This is a genomic window from Variimorphobacter saccharofermentans (genome assembly GCF_014174405.1).
GTDB classification, from domain to species: domain Bacteria; phylum Bacillota; class Clostridia; order Lachnospirales; family Lachnospiraceae; genus Mobilitalea; species Mobilitalea saccharofermentans.
Genome location: NZ_JACEGA010000001.1, coordinates 2,024,575 through 2,049,927 on the forward strand (window position 1 = coordinate 2,024,575; position 25,353 = coordinate 2,049,927).

Consider the following 25,353-nt stretch of genomic DNA (forward strand, 5'->3'; position numbering starts at 1 on the left):
AGAGAGTTTTCTTTCTAAATCTTAAATTATATAGAATAAAGAAAGTAAGGTAATTGAATATTCCATGAAGGAGGTTTTCTATGAAAACATTGGATTATATTGCATTGATACTAGTTATTATCGGTGCAATTAATTGGGGATTAATCGGTTTTTTTAGCTTTGACTTGGTAAGGGCAATATTCGGAGATATGACCATCATATCCAGAGTGATCTATGCACTGGTTGGTGTATCCGGTCTATATGCATTAAGCTACTTCGGAAGATTAAGAAATGAATAATAGTTATAAAAAATAGGAGCGTTCGTTTACACGACGCTCCTTTATCTTAATATAAGGTATCTTTATTACAAAGATACAATCACATTCTTTTTTACGCTTTCAGGGAGTTGATCTTGATTCATGGAAACACTGATAACGAAATCAACATTAAACTGAGCTGATATTTTCTCTAACTTTGAAAACACAAACTCAATATTATCATTATTAACATAGGCTATTTTGAGGAAACTATCAAGATAAATTGCCTGTAAATCATGATTACAAGAAATGATACCGCAGATAAAACCAATAAATTCACTTTGATTTTCAATAAAATAATCCTGGACATTTTCCAATCGAATCTTATTGCTCAGTTCGTACATATGCTTGTTGCTTTTGTCAAGATAAACAATGCTTCCTTTTGCAGCTCTTACTTCAGAGTTCGCTTTATCGATAAGGATTTTAGTCTTACCCTTACCTTTTTCACCTGAAATTATCTGTATCATTGTAATCTCCTCCTTATGATTGGCGCAACTAAGATGTGCGGTGCCAAATATTAAATTGTACATTATGTCTTAAGAACCATAATTTATATAATAATTATAGTACATAGGGAAAGGAAAAACAACCATTAAATCATGAATAAAATATAAACATGTGGATGATTAATTCGATGTCAGGGAAAGTAGATGTGTCATATCGGAATATAATTCGTCTCTGTTTGCTGCTTTTAATATGAGCGAGATGTATTCCCTGTTTTCAGCATCCCTGCTTAATAAGATTAAGCAATTTCCTGCTTTACGGGTAGTACCTGTCTTCCCACCTATTACCTCAATGCCTTCCGTTATCTCTGCTTCTCCTTTAAGATATAGATTTGTGCTTCCAAAGGTTTTTTCCTTTGCATTTCCGTCTTTATCCTGATAATTAGCGGTATATGAGGTGGAGTTAATAATGGTTTGAAAGGTATCGTATTGAAGAAGTTCGTTAAAAATCAAATATAAATCATAAGCCGTCGTGTATTGGTCATCACTATGTAATCCATTCGAATTCACAAAGTTCGAGTGTACGGCTCCAATCCTCTTTGCTTCTTCATTCATTTTTTTAACAAAGGCTTCTTCACTACCACTGATATGATCTGCTACTGCAACAGCAGCGTCATTACCGGAATATATCAGAAGGCAGTTTAAAAGCGCTTCCATTGAGATAACATCTCCTTCTTGAAATCCACAAAGCTTAGCTCCTGATTCCTCAATATGGGATGCATTATAACTGACAGTGACCATATCGGATAACTCTCCGTACTTAAGTACTATGAGAGAGGTTAACAGCTTAGTGAGGCTGGCCGGATAGAGCTTATCATATACATGACTGGCATAAATCACCTCTTGATTAGTAGTGTCTACGAGTAAAGAAGCACCTGCAGTTAATTCACTATCATCACCCGTGTTATTATTCTCCGGAATTATTACTAAATCCTCTGCAAAGAAATCTCCTTGTGTTACAAGATTGTCAATTGCATAATCTGATGAGGAAATCCGGCTTTCAAAGAGCAAAAGATCTTTTGATGAGTTTTTGCAGCCTGCCAATGTTAACATGGCAAGTATGATACCTATAGAAAGTACTTTTTTCATTTGTAAACCATCTCCTACCTTTGAACTTGTCAGTTATTATTTAATAATCCGAAGAAGCATCCTAAGGAGCGTCATAGCTTTATTAAGCTTTGAAGAGATCACGCCAATCAAGATCACCGCGATCAAGTGCTTTTACTAGAAGTTCTGCTGTTGCTAGATTTGTAGCAAGTGGTATATTGTGTTTATCACAAAGCTGAAAGATGTTATTTACATCAGGCTCATGAGATTTTGGTGACAATGGATCTCTTAAAAAGATTACTAGATCGATTTGATTATGTTCAATTTGCGAACCTAATTGCTGCTCTCCCCCAAGATGGCCCGCCAGATATTTGTGTACGGTTAAATTGGTAACTTCCTCAATCAAACGACCAGTAGTGCCGGTTGCATATAGAGTATTTTTACTTAATATGCCACGATATGCAATACAGAAATTTTGCATTAATTTTTTTTTAGCATCATGTGCTATCATGCCAATATTCATATTCTCCTCCAATCCGCCGCTTTCGACGACATAACACAGAATATAACCCCTATTTTGTTAAATTCTTATATATGAATAATAAATTAAACATTACTATTAAGCCATCCGAACAAACAGCTTAAATATCAACCCCTGATTTTCTTCGGTTGCAATCTTATATTAATTATGATGCCAATTGCAATCATAGAACTCATCATAGAACTTAATCCAGAGCTCAAAAACGGTAGGGGTATTCCTGTATTTGGCAATATAGAAGTGGCCACTCCAATATTAACAAATACTTGAAATGCAAACATTGATGCAATACCAACTGCAATCAGCATACCTAAATAGTCAGGTGCTCTCTTTGCAGTTACTAAGCAGATATAAATTAAAATGGAAAACAGTATAATAATAATACAGCTTCCAATAAATCCAAATTCCTCTCCAGCGACAGAAAAAATAAAGTCGCTTTCAGAAATAGGAACCATATCATAATTACGAAAATTCTCGGCACCATCATTCAACAGCTTCCCATAAAGCTGGCCAGAACCGATTGCCTGAACGGAATTATCCTGTTGAAACATAATTTCAGGGTATAGCTCTGGATTTAGAATGGAGAGAACTCTCTCCTGCTGATATGGTTTCAGTAAAACCTGATAGTCCTGTTGTATATACCAAAACAATCCGCCAATAGCAGGAAGTCCGATTAACAGAATCGGCATTACAATCTTCCAGCTTAACCCGGCAGTAAATATCATCATGCCAAAAATAAATAATACTACAATACTGGTTGATAAATTAGGCTGATCCAAGATAAAATATACTGGAATTGCAACTAATATTAAAGAGGCACCAATTAAAAAGATATTATTTATTTTCGCTCGAAATATGGAATAAAGCTTTGCCAAAAAAATGATCATTATTATTTTACTCAGCTCCGAAGGCTGTAACGGAATCGGTCCGAGTCGTATCCATCGCTGTGAATCATTAAGATTATATCCCATGAATTTTACCATTAATAATAATGCAATATTAATAATATATAAAATGATATAGAAACTCGATATAAAATGATAATCAACGAGAGATACAATAACTACAATAAGGATACCACCTGCTAAACCAATAAGATGCTTAACAAACAGATTCTCTTCCTCTGTCTGCACCTGTTTGATTAGGAAGGCTCCAATCATGCCCAATAAAAGGACAACAATGATTAAAGGAATATTATAGCGCTTAAAGTCATACTGTTTAAAATTAAACATTCAGTCAACACCTTTATTTCTTGGAGGACTTCATATCCTTAATTGGAATATTGGCAAATAATGCGGGCACGGAACCGTTATTAGTCTCAGATTCAGTTTGCGTTATTTTAATATCCAAGCCCTCAAGATCAATTTCAATATATTTAGATATTACGTTAATAATATCATTCTTAATTTGTTCCATAATTTCAGGAGAACATCCGGCACGGTCAGATACTAAAACAAGTTTTAGCCTGTCTTTTGCGATGCTTCCTGTACCTTTTTTCTTAAAGAAATCTGTAAAGCCCATTTGTGCTACCTCCCCTAATTTTTCTTACGTTTACCAAAAAGCATCCCGAATATACTGCGTTTTTCCTCCAAATCTAAATATGGAACTTCCTCTCCTATGATTCTTTTACATATATTCATATAAGCTCTTCCAGCAAGGGAATCAGAACCAACGAGTGGCTCACCCTGATTCGTAGAAATAACGATGTTCTCGTCATCAGGTACAATACCAATCAAATCAACGGCCAATATTTCGCAAACATCCTCGCTTGACATCATATCGCCTCGCTTTACCATATCCATACGAATACGGTTAACAATCAGATGTGTCTGCTTCATTTCACTAGCTTCTAGTAAACCGATGATACGATCCGCATCTCTTACTGCGGAAACTTCGGGGGTAGTAACTACTAATGCTCTGTCTGCTCCAGCAATTGCATTCTTGAAGCCTTGCTCGATACCTGCAGGACAGTCCATTAATATGTAATCAAATTCATCTCTAAGCTCATCAGCGAGCTTTCTCATCTGCTCCGGTGTAACGGCATTCTTATCTCTTGTCTGAGCAGAAGGTAATAAATATAGGTTTGGATAACGTTTATCTTTAATTAGTGCATTTCGAATTCTACAGGTCCCTTCAATGACATCAACGAGATTATATACAATTCGATTTTCTAATCCCATGACAACATCAAGATTTCTTAGACCTATATCGGTATCAATTAATACAACTTTCTTATCCAACATAGCTAAACCTGTACCGACATTGGCGGTTGAAGTAGTTTTACCAACTCCGCCTTTGCCCGATGTAACGACAATTACTTCTCCCATATTATGATTCCTCCGTTGATATTCAAGATTATTCCCAGGATTTTCGAGTCTAATCCTATTCTTCCCGGAAGGTGATACCTGCCGGGTACTTTGATAAAAATAGTGATACTATTCAGTCGAATAAAGATATTCCATATACTATGAAGATTGAATAGTCACAAAATAATTTATATTACTTGAACGCTTATAAATTAATATCATGTAGGATATCTTTATTAAGCGGTTCAATATAAATATTACCATCTTCAAGAAAGGCTATTTTTGCTTCCTTCACCTCTGTTTTTACAGGCTTGTCAGGGGACCTGGCTATCGTATCTGCAATTCGTATCTGAGTTGGATTCATATCTAGTGCCACTACAAATGAATTCGTATTTCCTGTTGCGCCTGCAAATGCAGTCCCCTTTAAGGAGCCAAGAACAATGATATTTCCCTTTGAGACAACTCGTGCTCCGTGATTTACATCTCCTATAATTACTACACTGGTTTCAAACTCCAGGGATGCTCCGGAACGAAGAATACCTTTATAAAATTGCCCAGTATTATTGGACAATTCCATTAACTTTTGATCCAGAGTTTTTCGGAAGGCTTCTTCTGTATCAGGATCATTTTCCATTACGCAGACAATATGCATATCTGCATTCTCTCCTATCACATCAAGAATCTCCTTTTGCTCTTCATTGGTTAGCTTTCGTCCTTCAAAACTGATTGCCATTTTGGCATTCTCGAAAAACTTGCTGGATTCTTTGAACTTTTCTGCAATCAAAAGCTTTAATTCCTCAAATGGTACATCAGGATTTAAAACGACGATAATACCGTATTTATTTCCTTTTATGATTACTGAATTATTCATGGTATAACTCCTTTTTCATTATGTTCCGGTTATCTTATTCGGATAACGCACTATCTATTGTCTCCGGTATATTAGCTTCGTTATCAACGATATTCTCAGTATTATCCAGTTTAAAATATAATTTATATATATTCTTAGTCAGTTCCGCTGCATTATGCGAAGTATAACCATTAGGTATTACAGCAGTAACTGATATCTGAGGATTTTCATATGGAGCAAAGGACACAAATAAAGCATTATTAGGATGAGATTTATTGATCTGGGAAGTTCCTGTTTTTCCGGCAACTGTAACTCCTAAATCTTTAAATACAGAAGTCACAGAACCATGATCCGCATTTGCTACAGAATACATTCCTTCCCATACACTATCCCAGGTAGTAGCTTGAAAACTGGTAAGATCATTCTTTACCTTTGCATGGTTGTCCTTAATCATGTTGCCATCCTTATCTACTATACTATCAATCAGCGTTAAATCATAGCATGTCCCACGATTAGCCAGTGTGGTTATATAGCGGGCCAATTGAATCGTGGTATAGTCATTACTTCCCTGACCAATGGCAGAACGAACAGAATCCGTATCGGATATCTCAGGCAATGCCTCATCCAATTCAATTCCAGAAGGTTCATTTAAACCAAATAGAGTCGCATATTTTGCCAGACGTTCCAGACCTAGTTTATTGGAAAATTGTCCGGTTCCATCAATGCTAAGTCGATAACCCATCTCATAAAAGTAATAGTTACAGGATACCTTTAGGGCATCTACGATATTAACAGAGCCATGGGTACTAGGATATACGTGACACTTTGCTGGACGGTCGGTTTTATCAAATATACCTAAATCGCGAATTAATTCAGAAGGATTCGTGATTCCTTCTTCTAATGCTGCCACAGCAGAAACCATCTTAAAGGTGGAGCCGGGTGCTGTTCGTTGCATCACAGCGCGGTTTATTTGTGGAAGTGATTTATCGCTTTGAAGCTTTGCATAATATTCCGCATTCACTTTGTTAGCCAGAAGGTTATTATCATAGCTGGGATAAGAAACCAACGCCAGAACATCTCCTGTATTAACATCCGTAATGACAACGGATCCACTACAAGGCTCTAGCGCAAGCATAGCTGGCGTAATAGCCAAGGATTTTATCTTTCCCCTTATAAACTCATAGGCAGAAATACTTCCACTTGATAATTGATGTATCTCCTCTTCATTATATTCTAGCACACCTTGGTCGAATAATAAAAGACAAATTTCTGTTCCCGATAATTTATACGAAAATACCAAATCTCGGTATATATTTTTATTGAATTTGTCATCATGAATCAAAATTTCTTTTGTATATGCGACTAATTTTTGATACAACTCTTCAGAGCTGTAGTATTCATCGCCGATTTCCAACTGGGAAAGATCCACCCAGTTATTCGCTATTGCATATTGCAAAAACTTACTCAGACTGATTTTATTGTTTTTATAATCATTATAGGTAACATCATCTTGAGGAATACTGTCCTTTAATAGTATTTTCTCACTCAAGAGTGCGGAATAGAAATCGTTCAGATATTCTTCCATATCTCCGGCCTTATCATTTGGAACACTGCTTCCAGTATCCAACAGGCTATCCAGATTATGAAATACCTCATTTAATCTGGCTTCATATTTCCGATAGGTCTGCTTCTCCAGATCTGTAGCGTCCTCATCCTGAAATGAAGTGGTGTCAATAATGTTATTATTGATCAGTGCATAATAAACTTCATATATCGGAATATTAATTTTATCGGCACTGGTTCCCTTACTGCCATAATCCAGATCCGGTCTTAATTTTCCAAGAATAATACCAGCGATCTCATTTTCAAGTATATGATAGACCGCTTTCTGTAAATCGCTGTCAATTGTCAGATAGATATCATTACCTGCAACGGGATCAACACGGTCCACTACTTCGATGACTTTACCGGAGCTACTCACGCTTACCGTTTCGCTTCCCTTTATTCCACCGAGTTCGTCCTCGAATTTCTGTTCCAGACCTAACTTTCCGATAATGTCGGTGGGGTTATATTTTTCGGTACCATTATTAAATTTATTCAGTTCTTCCGCATTAATACGTCCTGTATATCCAAGGATATGCGCGAAATATATACTGTCATGATATACTCTTCTAGTCTGCTGTTGAATTTCAACACCGGGCATATCAGCGCTATTTTCCATAATGGCAGCAACTGTTTTTGGACTGATATCGGATGCTATCGTAATTGGGTAATATTTCGGATAATTACAGAACAACGCATATCGTATTCCCATAATTTTTAGTGTATCTTCCACACTATATTCATCCGAGATATCAAACATATGGGTATAATTATCACCGGTACCCTTACGAAGAAATTCATATACATCTTCTGCTGTTGCATTCTTGGGAACATCCTTATATTTCTCATCATCCTTTATTAATGCATAAGCGTTTTCTTTAAACTTCGTAGGGTCCTTAATTGTAAACTCGAACTCCTTCTTATCATTTTGGATGATATAAAACTTATTATCAAGAGTATCTCCATTCTCCTCGATTATTTTAATTAATTGATAGATAATAGCGTTTTTTTGCTCATTCGATTCGATCTGTGTGATATCCTCCATAATAACGGAATAAGATAATTCGTTGGATGCCAGCAACTTACCTTTACGGTCATAGATATTACCACGAGTACTTTTAATTTCTCTGTTCTCGGTATATTTTAATTCCGTTTTCGTTACGATTTCCGGACCCTCTACAATTTGCAGTACGAATAATCTATGGATGACAACAAAAAATAAAGCAAGGTAAATCAGGGTGATTGGAAACAACCTTGACTTAAGCAGTTTTTTGATATTTTCTAAAACAACATCAAACAATCTTATACCTCCTCATCTGGTTTGCGGTATAATCGATGATTAATCATATGTAACAGCTTGTACATAAATACTGAGATTGCTACGGTATATATGATTTCCGGCAGTATAAATCTTCTCAGATAATAAAGAAAATTTAAGCGACCTCTTAACAAAAACTCAAATACATAGTAAAAGAAACCATAAATAAAATCACTGATTGCTATTATAATGATCGGTAGTGTATAGTCATCACGGGAATACACTTTATTCGTAAAACCAATAAAATAACCGATGATCAGATATAGCAATGCGTATAGGCCTATCACATAGCTTCCATACATGAGATCCACAAGAAGTCCACTGAATAATCCCATCATCATTCCTGTCATTCTGCCACGCATGTATGCAGTAGCAGCCACTAATATCAGCAATAAATTAGGCATAATATCGGCAAGCTGAATATAATGAAACATGGAGCTTTGAAGCACAAAACATATTATAATTTCTAACAAATATACAATCAACTTTTTCACGTCATTACCTACTTTACCTATTCTACCGGTGGTTCATCCATAAGCGGTTCTTTTAATTCTGTAATGATTAAAACCTCTTCCAATCGTTCAAAATCTACCACGGGTGTTAAATATGCAGTCTTCGTCATATTATTTGCATCCAGCTTAATATCACTGATGTAACCTATTAAAATACCTTGTAAGAAATTGGAGCTGTCATAGGACGTTACAACCTCATATCCATCCTTAATGGCAGCATCTTTATTAATAAAGGTAGCTAGAATCTTACCTTCATCAATCAATTGAAGATCTCCCTGAACAATACAAGTGTCATCTGTTTTGATAAACATACCACTGACATGACTGTTATCATCGATAATGGAACGTACTACAGAATAATTATAATGTACCTCAGTGATAATACCTACCAGCCCGTTCCCTGCCAATACATTCATATTCTTGGCAAGTCCATCTCTAGAGCCTTTATCAATGGTAAAAACATTATACCAGTTATTCGTATCCTTACTGATAACACGTGCAGCCACTTTGGGATAATCGATATATTTCTGATCCAGTTCGTAGAGCTTACGAAGACCATCCAGCTCATACTTGTCCTGAGTTAATAATTTATTTTCATAGGAAAGAATATTTACTTGTTCCTTCAGCTTCGCATTTTCATCTAACAGTTCATTAATACTTCTAAAATTATCCAATTTGTCAGAAATATAAGTACCAATGGAATTAATGCCCTTCTGCATTGGTGTGATGACAGATCCAACGGCTTCTTTCACTGGATCCAATTTTTCTCTATACCGAAATGAAAATAATATTAAACAGATACAAAGCACAATACACGTGATGAATACATGCTTTGGTTTTATATTTATTTTTGTCCTACGTCTCATAGACTTTCTCCATGTATTTATTTCAAATGATAATGAATGTATGAATTAACAATTAACTTAAGACCTTGGATTTCAAGGTATCTGCAAGGGAAGAAAGCTTATTATCCTCCATGATTTTACCAAGTCCATTAACCACAGTATTAGCCGGTTCTGAACAGATGTTGATTTTTAGATCAGTCTCTTTATGCATGAATTGATCCAGGTCAAATATCTGAGCTGACCCACCAGTTACGTATATTCCACTGTCAATGATATCTGAAGAAATCTCCGGAGGGGTTCGTTCCAGGATGATTTTCACTGCATCAATAATGGAATACATGTATTCTGAGATGGCTTCGTATACATTATCAGAGCTAACATCCATTTCCGAAGGTAATCCAGTAACAACATCACGACCATATACCTTAATAGAAGCCTGTACGGTCGGAATGGAACTGGCAAGCTTTTTTTTGATACTTTCTGCGGTTTTATCTCCAATATACAGATTATATTTTCTCTTTACCATATTCTTAATGGATTCATCCAGACGGTTTCCTCCAACCGGAATCAATTTACTTAATACAATGCCACCTAATGAAAGAATGGAAACCTCTGTTGTATCAGCACCAATATCTACTATCATAACACCTCGTGCTGTCATTACTTCCAGACCTGCACCTATAGCATCTGCAATGGCTTTTTCGACTATTTTAATACGACCGGTCTTTAAATTCGAACTGGCAATCAGATCATAAAAGGATCTGCGCTCCACTTCAGTGATATCAGTCGGAACGGCAACATAATAATCTGCAGCACCAAAATGCTTAGAATTATGAATACGCTGCATAAAATGGTTTAATAATGCCATCATATTAGCCACATCGGCTATTACACCATTCCTAACAGGGTAAGTAACTAAAATATTAGAGGGAGCTTTCTCATACATATCATAGGCTTCATTTCCCGATGCAATAACATTTTTCTTATTCGCGATTGCAATGATATTCCTTTCATCGAGAACAATTCCATGCCCTCTCTTATAAATCTTTATTGTACTGGTACCAAAATCTATACCAAATGCTTTTGATGCCATAATGCTAGTAACCTCCTATTAGTTTCACTTAAGTAGTCAATGAGAACAATGAAGCCTTTATATATAACCTTGTTGTTTTAGGCTGATATATTTATTATCACCAAGAATAATATGATCCATAAGTGTAATGCCAACTAAATTACCAGCTTCTGAAATTCGTTTGGTAACCCGTATATCTTCGGTACTGGGGGTTGGATCACCACTGGGATGATTATGGATCAAAATGATATTTACCGCCTCATATTTCAAAGCCTGTACAAATATTTCCCTGGTTGGCATTATGGAAGTATTGATGGTTCCCTCAGATATTATCATGTCTTTAATTATTTTACTCTTGGTGTCCATCATAAGCAGTAATACTTGTTCACGTGTGAGATGCCTCATATCCTGCATATAGTAATCAGCAACACTCTGAGGCGTTGTAAGTTGTATTGCTTCATGATGGACTGCCTTTGCCATTCGTTTCGTAATTTCATTAAGACATAGAAGCTCGATCGCTTTCACGCGACCGATTCCATTAATCTTCTTTAGTTCCTGCAAAGTCAGATAATTCAACCCTTTTAAACCAGGGTAGGCAGTGGAATAATTAAGAATATTCACTGCCAAATCAATTGCTCTCTGATTTTTTGTACCCGTACGCAAGATAACAGCTAAAAGCTCAGCGTCGGATAATACTCCAGCACCGTAACGTTCACATTTTTCATAGGGACGCTCGGATGTCGGTAGTTCCTTTAATGTTAAATACTTCATGAAATCCTCCGAATTCCTCTCTCTCCAAGAAATCATCCGGTTCATGAATTGTTACAGCTTTTTATATATGAAAACCGAAGCGATTGCCCCGATCACACTGCCAATGGTTATTTTTAGACGTAGTCCAAAATGTAGAACAAACACGCCTAAATCTAAAGTTACAATGTTGGAACCTTTATTTCCAATTGAAAAATCTATCCCATAATTTAACCATGTTAAGAAGTTAACATCACGTAATAGATGTCCCAGAAAGCTTCCAACCACAATACCAAGAAGAATTAGAAGGAACAATGCCCAAGGATTTTTACCATAGGACCTCGATGTTTTTGCCATAAAACCTTTCCCCTTCCGGAATATCACCTAATCAAAAAAATCACGTGATAATTTTTCCATAATCAAATACCATTTTATCACAAATACCCTAATTTGTATACTTGAAACTAATTTTTTTATTGTACTGTTACGTAGCAGTGAGAACAGATAGGATAAGAACAGAAAACATATCCGCCGCGGAGCCGCTCTCGCTTAGTTGCACTTAGTAACGGTACATAAGGCTCTAAAATTCAGAGCCGTATGTAGCGATACTTAAATGACTCCAAATGCGATAACTCCAACTGCGAATTCTATATTCAAAATAATCTTAAATTAATTTCATTTATAGATAACTCTGTTATGGTAAGGATATAATACCCTGCTCGTATAGCTGTTGTACTGACATGAGGATACCTAATTTTGCATGATACCAGGTTAAGCCGCCCTGGAAGAATACGGTATAAGGAGGTTTAATCGGGGCGTCTGCTGAAAGCTCAATTGAGGAGCCTTGTACAAACGCACCGGCAGCCATAATTACATCGCATTGATATCCCGGCATGGCCCAGGGCTCCGGTGTAACGTAACTGTCCACTGGAGCAGCCGCTTGAATTCCTTTACAAAAAGCGATTACTGCTTCTGCTGAGTTAAGGGTTACTGCTTGAATGATATCGAAGCGTTCCTCGCTTCCGTTTGGATGAACAGGGTAACCAAGCCTTTCATAGATATTAGCTGCATAGATTGCACCCTTCAGAGCTCCTGATACGACCTGAGGAGCAAGAAAGAGTCCTTGGAATAAGGAAGCGTTCAATCCCAGTGTTGCTCCTACTTCTTTACCAAGACCGGGTGCAGTGAGACGATTCGACGCATTTTCAACATATTCGGCTTTCCCTACAATATAACCTCCAATCGGTGCCAATCCACCTCCTGGATTCTTTATTAAGGATCCGACACATAAATCAGCTCCAACCTGTGAAGGCTCAATGATATCTACAAATTCACCATAGCAATTATCAACCATACATATAACATCTGATTTACATTCCTTAATAAATCGAATTAACTCTTCGATACGCTGTACGGATAAAGTGGGTCTGCTGGCATAGCCCTTCGAACGCTGAATTGTAATTAGCTTTGTCTTCGAATGAATGGAAGCTTTAATTCCATTCCAATCAAAGCTTCCGTCCGGTAATAAATCAACCTGAGAATACGTAATTCCAAATTCGGCGAGAGAACCTTTGGTAGGTGTAATTCCAATAACGCCCTCTAAGGTATCATAGGGCTTTCCAACAGGAGAAAGAATCTCATCCCCAGGTCTGAGATTACCGGACAAAGCGATTGTCAGTGCATGAGTACCGCTAATTAGCTGAGGACGAACGAGTGCATCTTCTGCCTGGAATATATCCGCATATACTTTTTCTAAGGTATCCCTTCCGATGTCATTGTATCCGTATCCCGTAGTTGCAGCAAAATGGACATCACTTAAACGATTATCCTGCATTGCTTTCAGAACCTTAAGCTGGTTATATTCCGCGTTGCTATCAATACGGATAAAACGATCCTTAAGCTCCTCTTCTATCTTATTGCAGTAATCAAGAACACGAGGATCTATCCCCATTGACTGATAGGCTGCTTCCACTTCCTTTTTCTTCAAACTGATTTCCTCCTTAATGTTAAATCTGAATATAGCAGTTATATTCAGAATCTCGTTTCAATGAAATATTAACAGGATTTTATTAATATCGGCTATAATTCAATGAAAGGTTTACATAATATATTTATGTCTATAAAATTACCTGCTTCTCTCTAAGTTTTAATAAGAGAAACTCCAACAGGGCATCGTTCGTGGGAAAGTCATCCTTATTAACCCAGATAACATCTCTTTCCCTCTTAAACCATGTTATTTGACGTTTTGCAAAATGTCTGGTATCTCTTTTTAAGATATAAATAGCTTCTTCCAGTGTACATTCTCCCTCCAGATATGCATAGATCTCTTTATAACCAAGTCCTTGCATGGAGACCAAATCTCTATGATATCCCTGTTGTCTGAGTGCAGCTACCTCTTCCACTAACCCTTCCTTCAACATAATGTCCACTCTCTGGTTAATGGATTCATAGAGTTTAGCACGATCTTTGTTTAATACAAAGTAACAGTATTGATATGGGGATTGCCTATCCCGTTGTTCTTCATTATGTTCCGAAATTCTGGTTCCGGTTTGCTTTATAAATTCCAATGCACGTATAACCCGCTTGCTATTATTTGGATGAATGGCTTTTGCGCTCTCTGGGTCCACCTCTTTTAATATGTCATGAAGGTATTCACTACCATGCTCCTGCAATAGCAGTTCCAATTCGGTACGATAGGAGCAATCAGTGGGTGTTGATGTAAAATCTATATCGTATAATACAGCCTGGATGTAGAAACCGGTACCTCCTACTATAATTGGTATTTTATTTTTTTCATAAACCATTGACATATACTGTTTCGCGAATTCCTGAAAACGAACGACATTAAATTCGTCATCCGGCTCTAATTCATCAATCAGATAATGAGGTATTCCACCCATTTCATGGGGTTTGATTTTAGCAGTTCCTATATCCATATGCTTATATACCTGCATCGAATCAGCAGAAATAATCTCACCGTTAATGGCTTTTGCCAGTGATATTGATAATTCTGTTTTACCGACGGAGGTCGGTCCCGATAATATAATCAATGGTTGCTTACTCATAGAATACCTTTCCTTTAATGTATTTTATACAATGCGCTTAAACTTACGTTCCATCTCATATTGGCTCATGGATATGATAACCGGCCTGCCATGAGGACAATGATAGGGATTTTCGAGGGTTAACAGCTCATTAATTAATGTGGCTGCTTCCTCCGATGTAAATGAATGGTTAGCTTTTACGGCGGCCTTACATGACAATGAAGCCACTCGTTCCAATACAGAATTCGGATCTGTTACCTTTCCGATAAAATCCTCTGCTAATTCATCAATAAATTCCAATAATAATTCCTTTTCAGATATTCCATATAAATCTGCTGGTACTGCCCGGACGCTATACTCATTTCCACCAAATTGCTCGATTTCATAACCGAGACTTGCTAAAACTTCTTCATGTTTCTTAATTACTTCCTGTTCCCGTAAAGACAAGGTAAGAACAATTGGGGGAAGTAATTGCTGTGAGGCGAAGGTTTTATTCCTGGCAGCAGTCATTATTCTTTCGTATAATACCTTTTCATGGGCCGCATGCTGATCGATGATATATAGCTCCTTTTGATATTCAATCAGCCAATAGGTTTGAAAAACCTGTCCAATAATACGATGCTCCTGTAAAGCCTGTTTCGATAAGAAGGGAACGGAGGTTTCAGTTTCTGCTTCTTCGAACAAATTCATCTGGGTGGTTGAGAGTACCTCAGGTACTCTATTACTTACGGACTCATCATTCCTATGCATATTGAGAGCTTTTTCATCCAATGTATCCGCTTTTGCAGGAATGGAAGTATTCAATACTTTTGAAGTCGGATATGAACATTGCTCAGCCACATAATTCTGTGTAGAAGTTTTCTCTTTCGGATCAGAAGAATATGAAATAGTATTCACATTATTTTCTCCATGTAAAGAAGAGGTGAATTGTTTTCTTCGGTTCTCCTCAAACGGTTCAGGTAGCCTAACTAGTTCCTCTTTCTTCTCTTCCTCCGCTGTAAGCTTTACTTTGGGTATCATTTCTTTATTCGATAATGCATCCCGAATTACATGGAATGTGGTTTGATACACTTCTTCACTGTTTTTTAGACGAATTTCCAGCTTCTGCGGATGAACATTGACATCAATCAGAGAGGGATTAATTTCAAAATATATAGAGGTAAATGGATACTTATGCTGCATTAAGAAGGGCTTGTAGGCTTCTTCAATCGCTTTCGTTATAACATTGCTCTTAATATATCTTCCGTTAATAAAATAATTCTCAAAATTACGATTTCCTCGATTTATTACAGGCTTTCCAATATAACCGGATATGGAGATATTTTCTGATTGATATTCTAAGGATATTAATTCTTTGCTGATATCTCTCCCGTATATATGATACAGAATATCCCTACTACTATTATTACCGGATGATTGTAACTTAACTTGATTATTTAAGATAAACTTAAAGGAGATATTCGGATGGGATATCATCAGTCGTTCCATTAAGTCGCTAACATAGCCTGCTTCTGTAGTTGCAGATTTTAGGAACTTTCGTCTTGCAGGGGTATTATAGAACAAATTTCGTACAATTATTGTAGTACCACCTGGACATCCGATTTCTTCAAGGGATTTCTCTTCACCGCCTTCGATAAGATAACGATATCCGTTCAATGAGGACGGAGTTTTTGTAATTAATTCTACCTGTGCAACGGCTGATATACTGGATAAAGCTTCACCACGAAATCCCAGACTGGTTATAGACAATAAATCCTCAGCACTTCTTATCTTGCTGGTAGCATGACGAAGGAATGCCAGAGGAATATCTTCCTTAGGAATTCCCGCTCCATTATCCGTAATACGAATAAAACTTAGTCCACCATCCTTTAATTCCGCAGTGATGGCAGTTGCTCCAGCGTCCATCGCATTTTCAATTAATTCCTTTACCACTGCACTGGGGCGTTCTACAACCTCACCGGCAGCAATTTGATTTATGGTTGGTTCATCCAATATATGAATTATTGACATATTTCCTCCCATTCTTGTGTGTTCCAGGCTTCTGAAGATATCGAATAAGCATGATTTGATCTAAGCTTTCAAAGATATCACTAAAGCAGGATCTGTTACCAGCGTCTGTCATTCATCTTTTAAATAATTTCTAAATTCTATCCTTAATTTTCTTTTGTAGTTGATATAATTTATTTATAGCATCAATTGGGGTAAGTCTAGCTATATCCAAGTCTCTTAATTCGGATATAATATCTTCATTCCCAGAGAGGGAAAAGAGAGAAAACTGATTAGTGTCAACCTTCTTTTTCCCTTTCCCACTCTTCGATGTAGCATGAACTCCCAATATGGTATTATCATCAAGTTGAAGCTCCTCCTGCACGAATTCAACTTCTGACTCGGAAGCGTCAGGTGATGACAGATTCTTTGTTTTCAGTGCTAAATCATTACCCGTCAGCTCAAGTACGATTTCCGATGCACGTTTTAAGACACTGGAGGGTACTCCGGCCAGCTTAGCCACCTGGATTCCATAGCTTTTATCCGCACCGCCTTTTACTATTTTTCGTAAAAAGACAATATCCTCTCCCTGTTCTTTAACAGCTATGCAATAATTATTTACACCTTCCAGACGACCTTCCAGTTCCGTCAATTCATGGTAGTGAGTTGCAAATAAGGTTTTAGCACCAAGAATGGAGCAATTGCTAATATGTTCCACTACCGCCCATGCGATACTAAGTCCATCAAAGGTTGAGGTACCTCGACCGATTTCATCTAATATTAATAAGCTGTTCTTTGTTGCATTACGTAAGATATTGGCAACCTCTGTCATCTCAACCATGAAGGTACTTTGCCCGCTGGCCAGGTCATCAGATGCACCAACACGAGTGAAGATACGGTCTACTATACTAACTTCCGCAGCATCTGCTGGTACAAAGCTACCTATTTGTGCCATTAATACAATAAGTGCAGTTTGTCTCATATAGGTTGATTTACCTGCCATATTTGGTCCGGTTATAATGGATACCCGGTTGTTTTTATTATCCAGCAAAGTATCATTGGCAACAAACATATCATGGGAAATCATTCTCTCTACAACCGGATGTCTGCCATTCTTAATATGGATGGAACCATTGGTATTCATAATCGGTTTAGTATAATTATTCTGCTCTGCAACCAGAGCGAGAGATGCAAATACATCAATTTTCGCGATAGCCTTTGCGGTCTGCTGAATTCGCTTTACTTCAGCAGCAATCTGATCTCTGATTTCGCAGAAAATATTATATTCCAGGGAAAATAGCTTGTCCTCGGCTCCAAGGATTATATCCTCCAGATTTTTTAATTCCGGAGTAGTATATCGTTCCGCATTTGCCAGAGTTTGCTTACGAATCCAGCTATCAGGAACGAGGTTCTTATAGGAATTAGTTACCTCTAAATAATAACCAAATACACGGTTAAAACGGATACGCAGATTTTTAATACCCGTAGCTTCCCGTTCCTTAGTTTCCAGATCCATAAGCCAATCTTTTCCCTCAGTCTTCGCTTTTCGTAAACGATCCACCTCTTCATGGAAGCCCTCTTTAATGATTCCACCCTCCTTTACTGTAAGTGGTGGCTCTTCTGAAATAGAACGATCGATTAAATCAAAGAGATCCTGAAGAGGATCCAGATCATCATAAATTTCCTTTAGTAAGGGACTCTCAAAATTCTGCATCAGAAATTTGATATGAGGCAGCATGGAAAGCGAGGAGCAAAATGCAACTAAATCACGAGGGTTCGCACTTTTATAACTAATCTTACTCATTATACGTTCAAGATCGTAAATGGGATTGAGATATTCACGAATTTCTTCCCTGCTTATCATATTCTCTTTTAGCTCACTGACTGCTTCAAGACGCTGTATTATCATATCATAATCAATAAGTGGCTGTTCCATAAAGCTTCGTAAAAGTCTGGCTCCCATAGCTGTCTTTGTCTTATCCAATACCCATAGGAGTGATCCCCTCTTCTGTTTTTCACGAAGGGTTTCCGTTAATTCCAGATTACGAACCGTAGAACTGTCAAGCAGCATATACTTCTCGTAGGTGTACGGGGTTAGCTTTGTTATGTGGGATAAAGAACTCTTCTGCGTTTCTTGTAGAAATTGCATAATACAGCCTGCAGCAATAACACCGATGGTATAATCCTTTAGGCCAAGGCCATCCAGAGTTGCAACATGAAAATGCTCCCTGAGTGCACGCACGCAGAGATCATCGTCAAAGTACCATGGTTCTAATGGTGATAAAGCTATATTAAAATTGCTTTTCAATGTTTCTATATCGATGCCTGATACGAAAAATGTATCATTGCATATGATTTCAGAAGGAGACCATTTGAATATCTCATCCATTAACTTACGGTCGGATTCTACTTCGGTTACATAATAATCTCCAGTAGTAACATCAACGATAGAAATACCATAAGCATTGGTCGTATGTACCACAGCCATCAGATAGTTGTTCTTGGTTTCATCAAGAACCTGGGTGTTTAAATTGGTTCCGGGTGTTACAATTCGGATTACTTCTCTTTTTACAATACCCTTAGCCTGCTTGGGATCCTCAACCTGTTCACAGATAGCCACCCGATATCCTCGGCTTACCAATTTGCTTAAATATCCCTCCACAGCATGAAAAGGAACGCCACACATTGGAGCACGTTCCTCTTGTCCTATGTTTTTTCCTGTTAAAGCTATCTCTAGTTCCTTCGAACATATATGGGCATCTTCAAAAAACATTTCATAAAAATCACCCAAACGATAAAATAAAATACAATCTTTATACTGCTCCTTAATCTGCACATATTGCTGCATTAATGGAGTTAACTGACTCATTAGTAACGATCCTTTCCTTTGTAGGTTAAATTTGCAGTGTGCTTACAAGTAAACTTGACGCGCACTCACATGCGAACAAAAAACTTGTTCACAGGCCTTATTATACCATAACAGCATACGATTGCAATGAATTTGGTGTAGTACTTTTATTGTAAATTAACTACATCATCTAAAAGGTTGTCTCCATCGGCAGCAGTAGTCGCTAGGACATCACAGCGCTCGTTGAGGGGATGCCCATTGTGGCCCTTTACCCATTCAAAACGAACATTATGAGGTTCCATGGCCTTTAAAAGCCGTTTCCACAGATCAATATTTTTTACCGGTTCATTCTTACCTCTGGTCCAGCCTTTTTTTATCCAGCCTTCCAGCCAATGTTCATTAAAGGCTTTTACAAGATATTGGGAATCAGAATATAATACTACCTGGCAGGGTTTAACCAACGCTTCTAGGCCGGCAATTGCTGCCATTAATTCCATACGATTATTAGTAGTCTTCTTATATCCAGCACTATATTCCCGTTCATGAACATTTCCCTTTGAATCAACATATACGATAATGGCACCATAACCGCCAGGGCCATCCGGATTACCTCTAGCCGAACCGTCTGTATAGATCTTAACTTCCATCTTAACCCTCCATTCTTACGATACCTGCGTAATTCATGTACAAAATCATTATACCCTTAGTTTACTCCATTCACCTATGGTTTGAAACTCTTCCGCTGCGTTTTCGGCAGAAAGTATAATTTCCTTTGGATAACCTAGCATATTTAACAACTTAATTGCATTTTTCGAAACAGCTTTTCCTTGATAAAGCTTATAGTCAAATAATATTTCATTCTCAACAATCCGCTCCTGGAAATGATAATTGGAAAAATAATTCTCTAAAATATGGGTAAGTTCAATATCATGAGTAGCAGCAAAGACAAGAGTATTCTTCTTTGCAAGTGAGCACAGTATGCGGGAAGATGCTGCAATTCTCTCCAGCGTATTGGTTCCTCGTAACACTTCATCAATGAAGCAAAGCATCGGGATATCTTTATTAACACGTTCCAGAATACGTTTCAACGATTTTATTTCAACAATATAATAGCTTTCCTTATTGAACAAACTATCACGTAATGCCATGGAAGAATAGATCAAAAAGTAGCTTGCTTTATAATTTTTGCTTGTTGAGGTATAGATTGTTTGTGATAAAATGGCATTAATTGCCAATGTTTTAATAAAGGTTGACTTTCCTGAGGCATTGGAACCAGTAATCAGTACGGATCGTTTCTCTGAAATTGAATTGGTTACCGGAGAATCTATTAATGGATGATATAAATCCGTAACCGTAAGCTTTGGTGAGCCAGATCTAGTGAGCTCAGGTTCACAATAATATTCTAACGATCTTCGAAAGGAAGCTGCTGCAATTAAACTGTCAAGATAGCCTACATTTTGGTAGATACGATTTAATATAGCCACATTCTTCTTAAAATGCTTTAACATAGAATTATATTTAATAATATCTACATGGAATAGCATTCGGATATAATCAAAGAATAAATCAACCAGACTACCTGTAGAATTTGTAGGTGCTAAGAGAAATGAACCCCTGCGAATTCTGGCGAATACAGCTAAATCTTTTTTTAGTTGATCCGTATACTTCTGCAGTTCCGGTATGTCCAGCTGATATAGTTTTTTAATTCCATCTAATAATCGAAATATAAACGAAAATACCATGAGATATTTTTCTATAACAGCGCGTTCTTTATAATACCAAAATACATTTATAGCTACAAAGGCTAATGTGCTGACTCCACCAATGGATGGATAAATAAATATGAGTAATGCAGAGCATATGAGACATAAATTCAACGCATAATGAACAAGGTTACTTTTCGCTTTCTGGTTATCAAATCGATTGATATAATCGTAAATTGATAATTTACTAAGCTTTCCTATTTGGTGTAAGATGCTCTGAATGGAAATGCGTTGTTCTTCATTCTCCTCAAAATAGTTCATAAGACGATTACGCTCTTCAAGCTCCTTATCTGAAAAACAGGGCTTTCGAAGAAGTGCATATAAATATTCCTCTCCAACTCCACATTGTGTGTTATTCATTAGCATGTAGATTTCATCCATATCAAGATCATGCCAGGTTATTTCATCAACATCGAGGATATCATCCTTCTGAGCTAAATAATATTTTTTTAATGCTTCAAATTTCTCAGAGGTATAGGTTTCTTTTGGAACCTTTCCCCATTCGTTTTTTAGAGTAATCCTTAATCTTTTCTTAATTGACTGTTCATTAAGAATACTCATTATAACCAACGCCAATATCACGATCAAAACATAAAATATGATTTCCATATGCCGAATACTCCTTCTGCCCATTCAAATCATGCTCTTTCCTGATTGAGCTTTCATAAAATAGTTAATTAAGTATATCGGCTATTATAAATTTTTATGGTGATACTGTCAATCTTTCTACAATGCTTTATTCATCTATTAATTTTCTCGGATTTCAAATTCATAAAAGGATATTATCCTATCTCAAATAAGGCTGACAAATATAAAAGGAGCTTAATACCATATGGTATTAAACCCCTTAGTCTGCTTCATTCATTACTAAACCGTGTTTGATCACATTCCTTAAACATTATTCACCTAAGTATCTGGCATATCTTACTGGCTGTCTGTAATTCATATTCGAGATCTTAATACCATCTCTTCTGTTACTTGCATGAATCACTCTGCCATTACCAATATACATAGCCACATGGTTGATATAGGAAGAACTACCGTAAAATACCAGATCACCAGGCTTTAGATCCGATGCGGAGATCTTAATTCCACCACTTGCCTGAGCACGTGATGTACGTGGAATGCTGATACCTAACTGACGGTATAATGCTTGTGTGAAACCAGAACAATCAACGCCGCGTCCCAGTGAAGTTCCACCCCATACATAAGCTTCACCTAAATGATCCTTTGCTAAATTAATCAGCTTAACACGTAAGGAGGATACTCCTTCGCCATATTCCAACTCTTCTAAGGTAACAGCCTTTGTTAATTCAAAGGAGATATTAACAAAATCCTTCGCAACATAAGCTTCAGTACCGTTCTCATTATCATCACTGTCCAAGCTTACTTTAACCCATTGAGTATACTCATCATCGTAATTTAAGATCTTTGAATCAAGAACGATTAACTCTTCTCCTTCACCAATTAAATCAATGATTCTAGTATCTGTTGAGGAAGGTTTTTCTCTGACACGTAGACCACCTTCATTAGCAGTAGCAACATAACTGCCCACTTCTTTTGCTAGACGATTCGCTTCTGTCCCAGTAATAAGAAATTCACTCTTTACATATCCTGTAACCTTACCGGAAGTGATTTTAGACCAACCATCCTTTTCTTCCAGTATCTCACAACCACCATTCTTAGGTAGCTTACCGATCATCTTCTGATCTTCGCCAGGACCGGATCGAACAATAAGGTTCGTGTCTACATTGGCAATACCGATATTATTATATCCTGGGATCGGAATATCTTCCAATGCAAAACTATTAATAATTGTACCGTTCGCACTTCCTACAATAATAGGTGAATCTTTATCATAAGTAAAACCGGCAACCGGTTCTTCATAAGCCATAGCCGTTTTGGGATTTGTCAAAACGATGAATGCTCCCGTAGCACAAACTAAGGAAAACTTTAGAAGCTTGTTATTCATGGATTATCCTCCAAATTTTTTCTTGTTTCATCACACGAAATATTATGTCATCCCATATGTAATTAAACGAGTAAACATGATGTAAATCAATTGTTAAACTAATTGTTACACAAATATTAAATATGTTACATGAGTATTATACCAAACACTATAGTTTTTGTCAACTATGTGTCAACTTTATTTTAAAAGTTAGTCAGAATTGACAAATATGCCAAAAAAAACTGCCTGATTACAAAATCACACGTAATCCAGGCAATTTTTTTGTAATATTTGTAATAAATCCTAAATAATAATGCAAATCAATCCACCATTACTATCGTTAATTATTTTTTGCATAGTTTCCTGCAATTTAACTTGACTTTCATCTGTTAACTTATTAATTTTTGAATTAATTCCATCATCTACTAATTGACGAATGGTCTTGCCAAAGATATTGGTTTCCCATATTCCATCGGGATTTTCCTTTGCATTGGCATTTATGTATTCAATCAAATCCTTAGCCTGTTCCTCACTTCCTACAATAGGTGCTACTTCCGTCATGATATCTGCCTTAATCATATGAATAGAGGGAGCGGTAGCTTTGATTTTAACCCCGAATTTATTACCGTGTTTCATAACCTCCGGCTCCTCTATCGTAATTTCTTCCTTTACCGGTGAGACTACACCATAACCTTTTGCACGTACTTGATCCGTCGCGTAGGATACCTTTTCATACTCTGACTTTTTGGCAGCTAGCTCCTTCAATGTGTTAATTAACTGGTATTCACCGGTAATCGGTACTCCAATTAAGTCACTGAGTATTTTGTAATAGTACATATCATCAAATTCTACATTAACCTGAACAACACCATCCTGCATATTGACCTTATCAATTTTAAATCGTTTGACATAGTTACTGTCTGTATCAAAATTTGAGGCTTTTGCATCCTTAATCTGAGAAATATTCTGGAACAAATCTCTTACACTGGCAATCAGGTCAACCTTCAACCAATGATCTTCTGGAAGCATTTCAGCCCACTTTGGAAGATAGAAATCCATCTCCGTAATCGGGAAAACATAAAGAATGTTCTCCATTATCCTGGTAATATCTTCCTTCTTAAGTTGCTCTGCATTTACGGGCATTACCGGAACATCATATTCCTGTGAGATTTCTTCTGCAAGCTTAATTGTTTCATTGGAATAGGGCTTATTAGAATTCAATAATACAATAAACGGTTTTCCCAAAAGCTTTAATTCATTAATCGTCTTCTCTTCCGGAAGCTTATAGTTTGCCCTTGGAAGCTCACCAAAACTACCATCGGTTGTGACAACAATTCCGATGGTGGAATGATCATTAATTACTTTTTTTGTACCGATTTCAGCTGCTTGGGTAAACGGTATTTCACTTTCAAACCAAGGAGTTTTAACCATTCTTTCATGCTGGTTTTCAACATGGCCGGCAGCTCCTTCAACCATATAGCCAACGCAATCAATTAATCGGATTTTTACTTTTGTTTCATCATCAAAGGTAATCTCTGCTGCTTCTTTTGGTATAAACTTTGGTTCGGTCGTCATAATGGTTCTTCCTGCCGCTGCCTGCGGTAATTCATCAATCGCCCTCTCCCTGCTATGGACATCTTCAATACCGGGTATTACCAAAAGATCCATGAATCTCTTAATAAAGGTAGATTTTCCTGTTCTGACCGGCCCTACCACACCTATGTATATTTCACCGCCTGTCCTAGCCTGAATATCATTATAAACATCAAACTGCCCTAACATATCCAACCTCCTTATGGTTATAGTTAAAGATATGCTGGGCAGTTTCATTCTATGATTCGTTCATCACGGAAAATATATTCCTTACACTCCTCATAAAAACTAAAAAAAATATAACATTTATCCAAAAAGCAAATCAGTCAGTAAATATGGCTCTGTATTATGCTAATTAAACTTCGCACAATATCCAGAAAGAAATATAGCATATATCCCAAATCAATTCCATCAGTAAATAAGGCTCTATATTATGTTAATTACACTCCACACAATATCCAGAAAGAAATACTGCATATATCCCAAAACAATTCTGCCAATAAATAAGACTCTGTATTATGTTAATTAAACT

General features: G+C 36.9%; 22 protein-coding genes. 1 reads left to right on the forward strand and 21 read right to left on the reverse strand.

The window, feature by feature from the left end; all coding sequences use genetic code 11:
- The first annotated feature begins 80 nt into the window (after positions 1-80).
- Complete coding sequence (locus H0486_RS08885; RefSeq protein WP_228352660.1) at positions 81-278, forward strand: DUF378 domain-containing protein; 198 nt, start codon at positions 81-83, stop codon at positions 276-278.
- A 65-nt stretch (positions 279-343) separates the two neighbouring features.
- Here the strand turns inward: H0486_RS08885 and H0486_RS08890 are convergent, their stop codons facing one another.
- The 21 genes from H0486_RS08890 to spoIVA all read right to left on the reverse strand — a co-directional run bounded on the left by H0486_RS08890 (position 344) and on the right by spoIVA (position 25,010).
- Entirely contained in the window at positions 344-763 is a 420-nt protein-coding gene (locus tag H0486_RS08890; RefSeq protein WP_228352661.1) for a twitching motility protein PilT, read from the reverse strand.
- 159 nt (positions 764-922) lie between these two features.
- On the reverse strand, positions 923-1,888 hold the full coding sequence (locus H0486_RS08895) for a D-alanyl-D-alanine carboxypeptidase family protein (RefSeq protein ID WP_228352662.1): 966 nt from the start codon (positions 1,886-1,888) through the stop codon (positions 923-925).
- Between the two features lie 82 nt (positions 1,889-1,970).
- A complete protein-coding gene (locus tag H0486_RS08900) occupies positions 1,971-2,369 on the reverse strand; it encodes a methylglyoxal synthase (RefSeq protein ID WP_228352663.1) in 399 nt (132 codons plus the stop codon).
- A gap of 125 nt (positions 2,370-2,494) precedes the next feature.
- On the reverse strand, positions 2,495-3,616 hold the full coding sequence (locus H0486_RS08905; RefSeq protein ID WP_228352664.1) for an FtsW/RodA/SpoVE family cell cycle protein: 1,122 nt from the start codon (positions 3,614-3,616) through the stop codon (positions 2,495-2,497).
- A gap of 13 nt (positions 3,617-3,629) precedes the next feature.
- Positions 3,630-3,905: a cell division topological specificity factor MinE gene (gene minE, locus H0486_RS08910; RefSeq protein ID WP_228352665.1), complete on the reverse strand. Its 276-nt coding sequence runs from the start codon at positions 3,903-3,905 to the stop codon at positions 3,630-3,632.
- A gap of 14 nt (positions 3,906-3,919) precedes the next feature.
- A complete protein-coding gene (minD, locus tag H0486_RS08915; RefSeq protein ID WP_228352666.1) occupies positions 3,920-4,711 on the reverse strand; it encodes a septum site-determining protein MinD in 792 nt (263 codons plus the stop codon).
- A 184-nt stretch (positions 4,712-4,895) separates the two neighbouring features.
- Positions 4,896-5,561: a septum site-determining protein MinC gene (minC, locus tag H0486_RS08920; protein WP_228352667.1), complete on the reverse strand. Its 666-nt coding sequence runs from the start codon at positions 5,559-5,561 to the stop codon at positions 4,896-4,898.
- A 34-nt stretch (positions 5,562-5,595) separates the two neighbouring features.
- Positions 5,596-8,442 (reverse strand): penicillin-binding transpeptidase domain-containing protein, encoded by a 2,847-nt coding sequence (locus tag H0486_RS08925; RefSeq protein ID WP_228352668.1) that lies wholly within the window; start codon positions 8,440-8,442, stop codon positions 5,596-5,598.
- 2 nt (positions 8,443-8,444) lie between these two features.
- Complete coding sequence (gene mreD / locus H0486_RS08930) at positions 8,445-8,954, reverse strand: rod shape-determining protein MreD (RefSeq protein WP_228352669.1); 510 nt, start codon at positions 8,952-8,954, stop codon at positions 8,445-8,447.
- A 17-nt stretch (positions 8,955-8,971) separates the two neighbouring features.
- Positions 8,972-9,838 (reverse strand): rod shape-determining protein MreC, encoded by an 867-nt coding sequence (gene mreC / locus H0486_RS08935; RefSeq protein ID WP_228352670.1) that lies wholly within the window; start codon positions 9,836-9,838, stop codon positions 8,972-8,974.
- Positions 9,839-9,890: 52 nt separating this feature from the next.
- Positions 9,891-10,910: a rod shape-determining protein gene (mreB, locus tag H0486_RS08940; RefSeq protein ID WP_228352671.1), complete on the reverse strand. Its 1,020-nt coding sequence runs from the start codon at positions 10,908-10,910 to the stop codon at positions 9,891-9,893.
- A 57-nt stretch (positions 10,911-10,967) separates the two neighbouring features.
- Entirely contained in the window at positions 10,968-11,660 is a 693-nt protein-coding gene (gene radC, locus H0486_RS08945) for a RadC family protein (RefSeq protein ID WP_228352672.1), read from the reverse strand.
- 51 nt (positions 11,661-11,711) lie between these two features.
- The gene (locus tag H0486_RS08950) at positions 11,712-11,993 is read right to left on the reverse strand and encodes a DUF4321 domain-containing protein (RefSeq protein WP_228352673.1); all 282 of its coding nucleotides are present in this window, start codon (positions 11,991-11,993) and stop codon (positions 11,712-11,714) included.
- 337 nt (positions 11,994-12,330) lie between these two features.
- Positions 12,331-13,587: a methionine gamma-lyase family protein gene (locus H0486_RS08955; RefSeq protein WP_408647629.1), complete on the reverse strand. Its 1,257-nt coding sequence runs from the start codon at positions 13,585-13,587 to the stop codon at positions 12,331-12,333.
- A gap of 166 nt (positions 13,588-13,753) precedes the next feature.
- The gene (gene miaA, locus H0486_RS08960; protein WP_228352675.1) at positions 13,754-14,701 is read right to left on the reverse strand and encodes a tRNA (adenosine(37)-N6)-dimethylallyltransferase MiaA; all 948 of its coding nucleotides are present in this window, start codon (positions 14,699-14,701) and stop codon (positions 13,754-13,756) included.
- A 24-nt stretch (positions 14,702-14,725) separates the two neighbouring features.
- Positions 14,726-16,690: a DNA mismatch repair endonuclease MutL gene (gene mutL / locus H0486_RS08965; protein ID WP_228352676.1), complete on the reverse strand. Its 1,965-nt coding sequence runs from the start codon at positions 16,688-16,690 to the stop codon at positions 14,726-14,728.
- 130 nt (positions 16,691-16,820) lie between these two features.
- Entirely contained in the window at positions 16,821-19,535 is a 2,715-nt protein-coding gene (gene mutS, locus H0486_RS08970) for a DNA mismatch repair protein MutS (protein ID WP_228352677.1), read from the reverse strand.
- Positions 19,536-19,681: 146 nt separating this feature from the next.
- Positions 19,682-20,161: a ribonuclease HI gene (rnhA, locus tag H0486_RS08975; RefSeq protein WP_228352678.1), complete on the reverse strand. Its 480-nt coding sequence runs from the start codon at positions 20,159-20,161 to the stop codon at positions 19,682-19,684.
- Between the two features lie 48 nt (positions 20,162-20,209).
- A complete protein-coding gene (locus H0486_RS08980; RefSeq protein WP_228352679.1) occupies positions 20,210-21,886 on the reverse strand; it encodes a MutS-related protein in 1,677 nt (558 codons plus the stop codon).
- 289 nt (positions 21,887-22,175) lie between these two features.
- Positions 22,176-23,249, reverse strand: a complete 1,074-nt coding sequence (locus tag H0486_RS08985) for a C40 family peptidase (protein ID WP_228352680.1) — start codon at positions 23,247-23,249, stop codon at positions 22,176-22,178.
- A 282-nt stretch (positions 23,250-23,531) separates the two neighbouring features.
- Positions 23,532-25,010 (reverse strand): stage IV sporulation protein A, encoded by a 1,479-nt coding sequence (gene spoIVA / locus H0486_RS08990; RefSeq protein WP_228352681.1) that lies wholly within the window; start codon positions 25,008-25,010, stop codon positions 23,532-23,534.
- Positions 25,011-25,353: the final 343 nt, after the last annotated feature.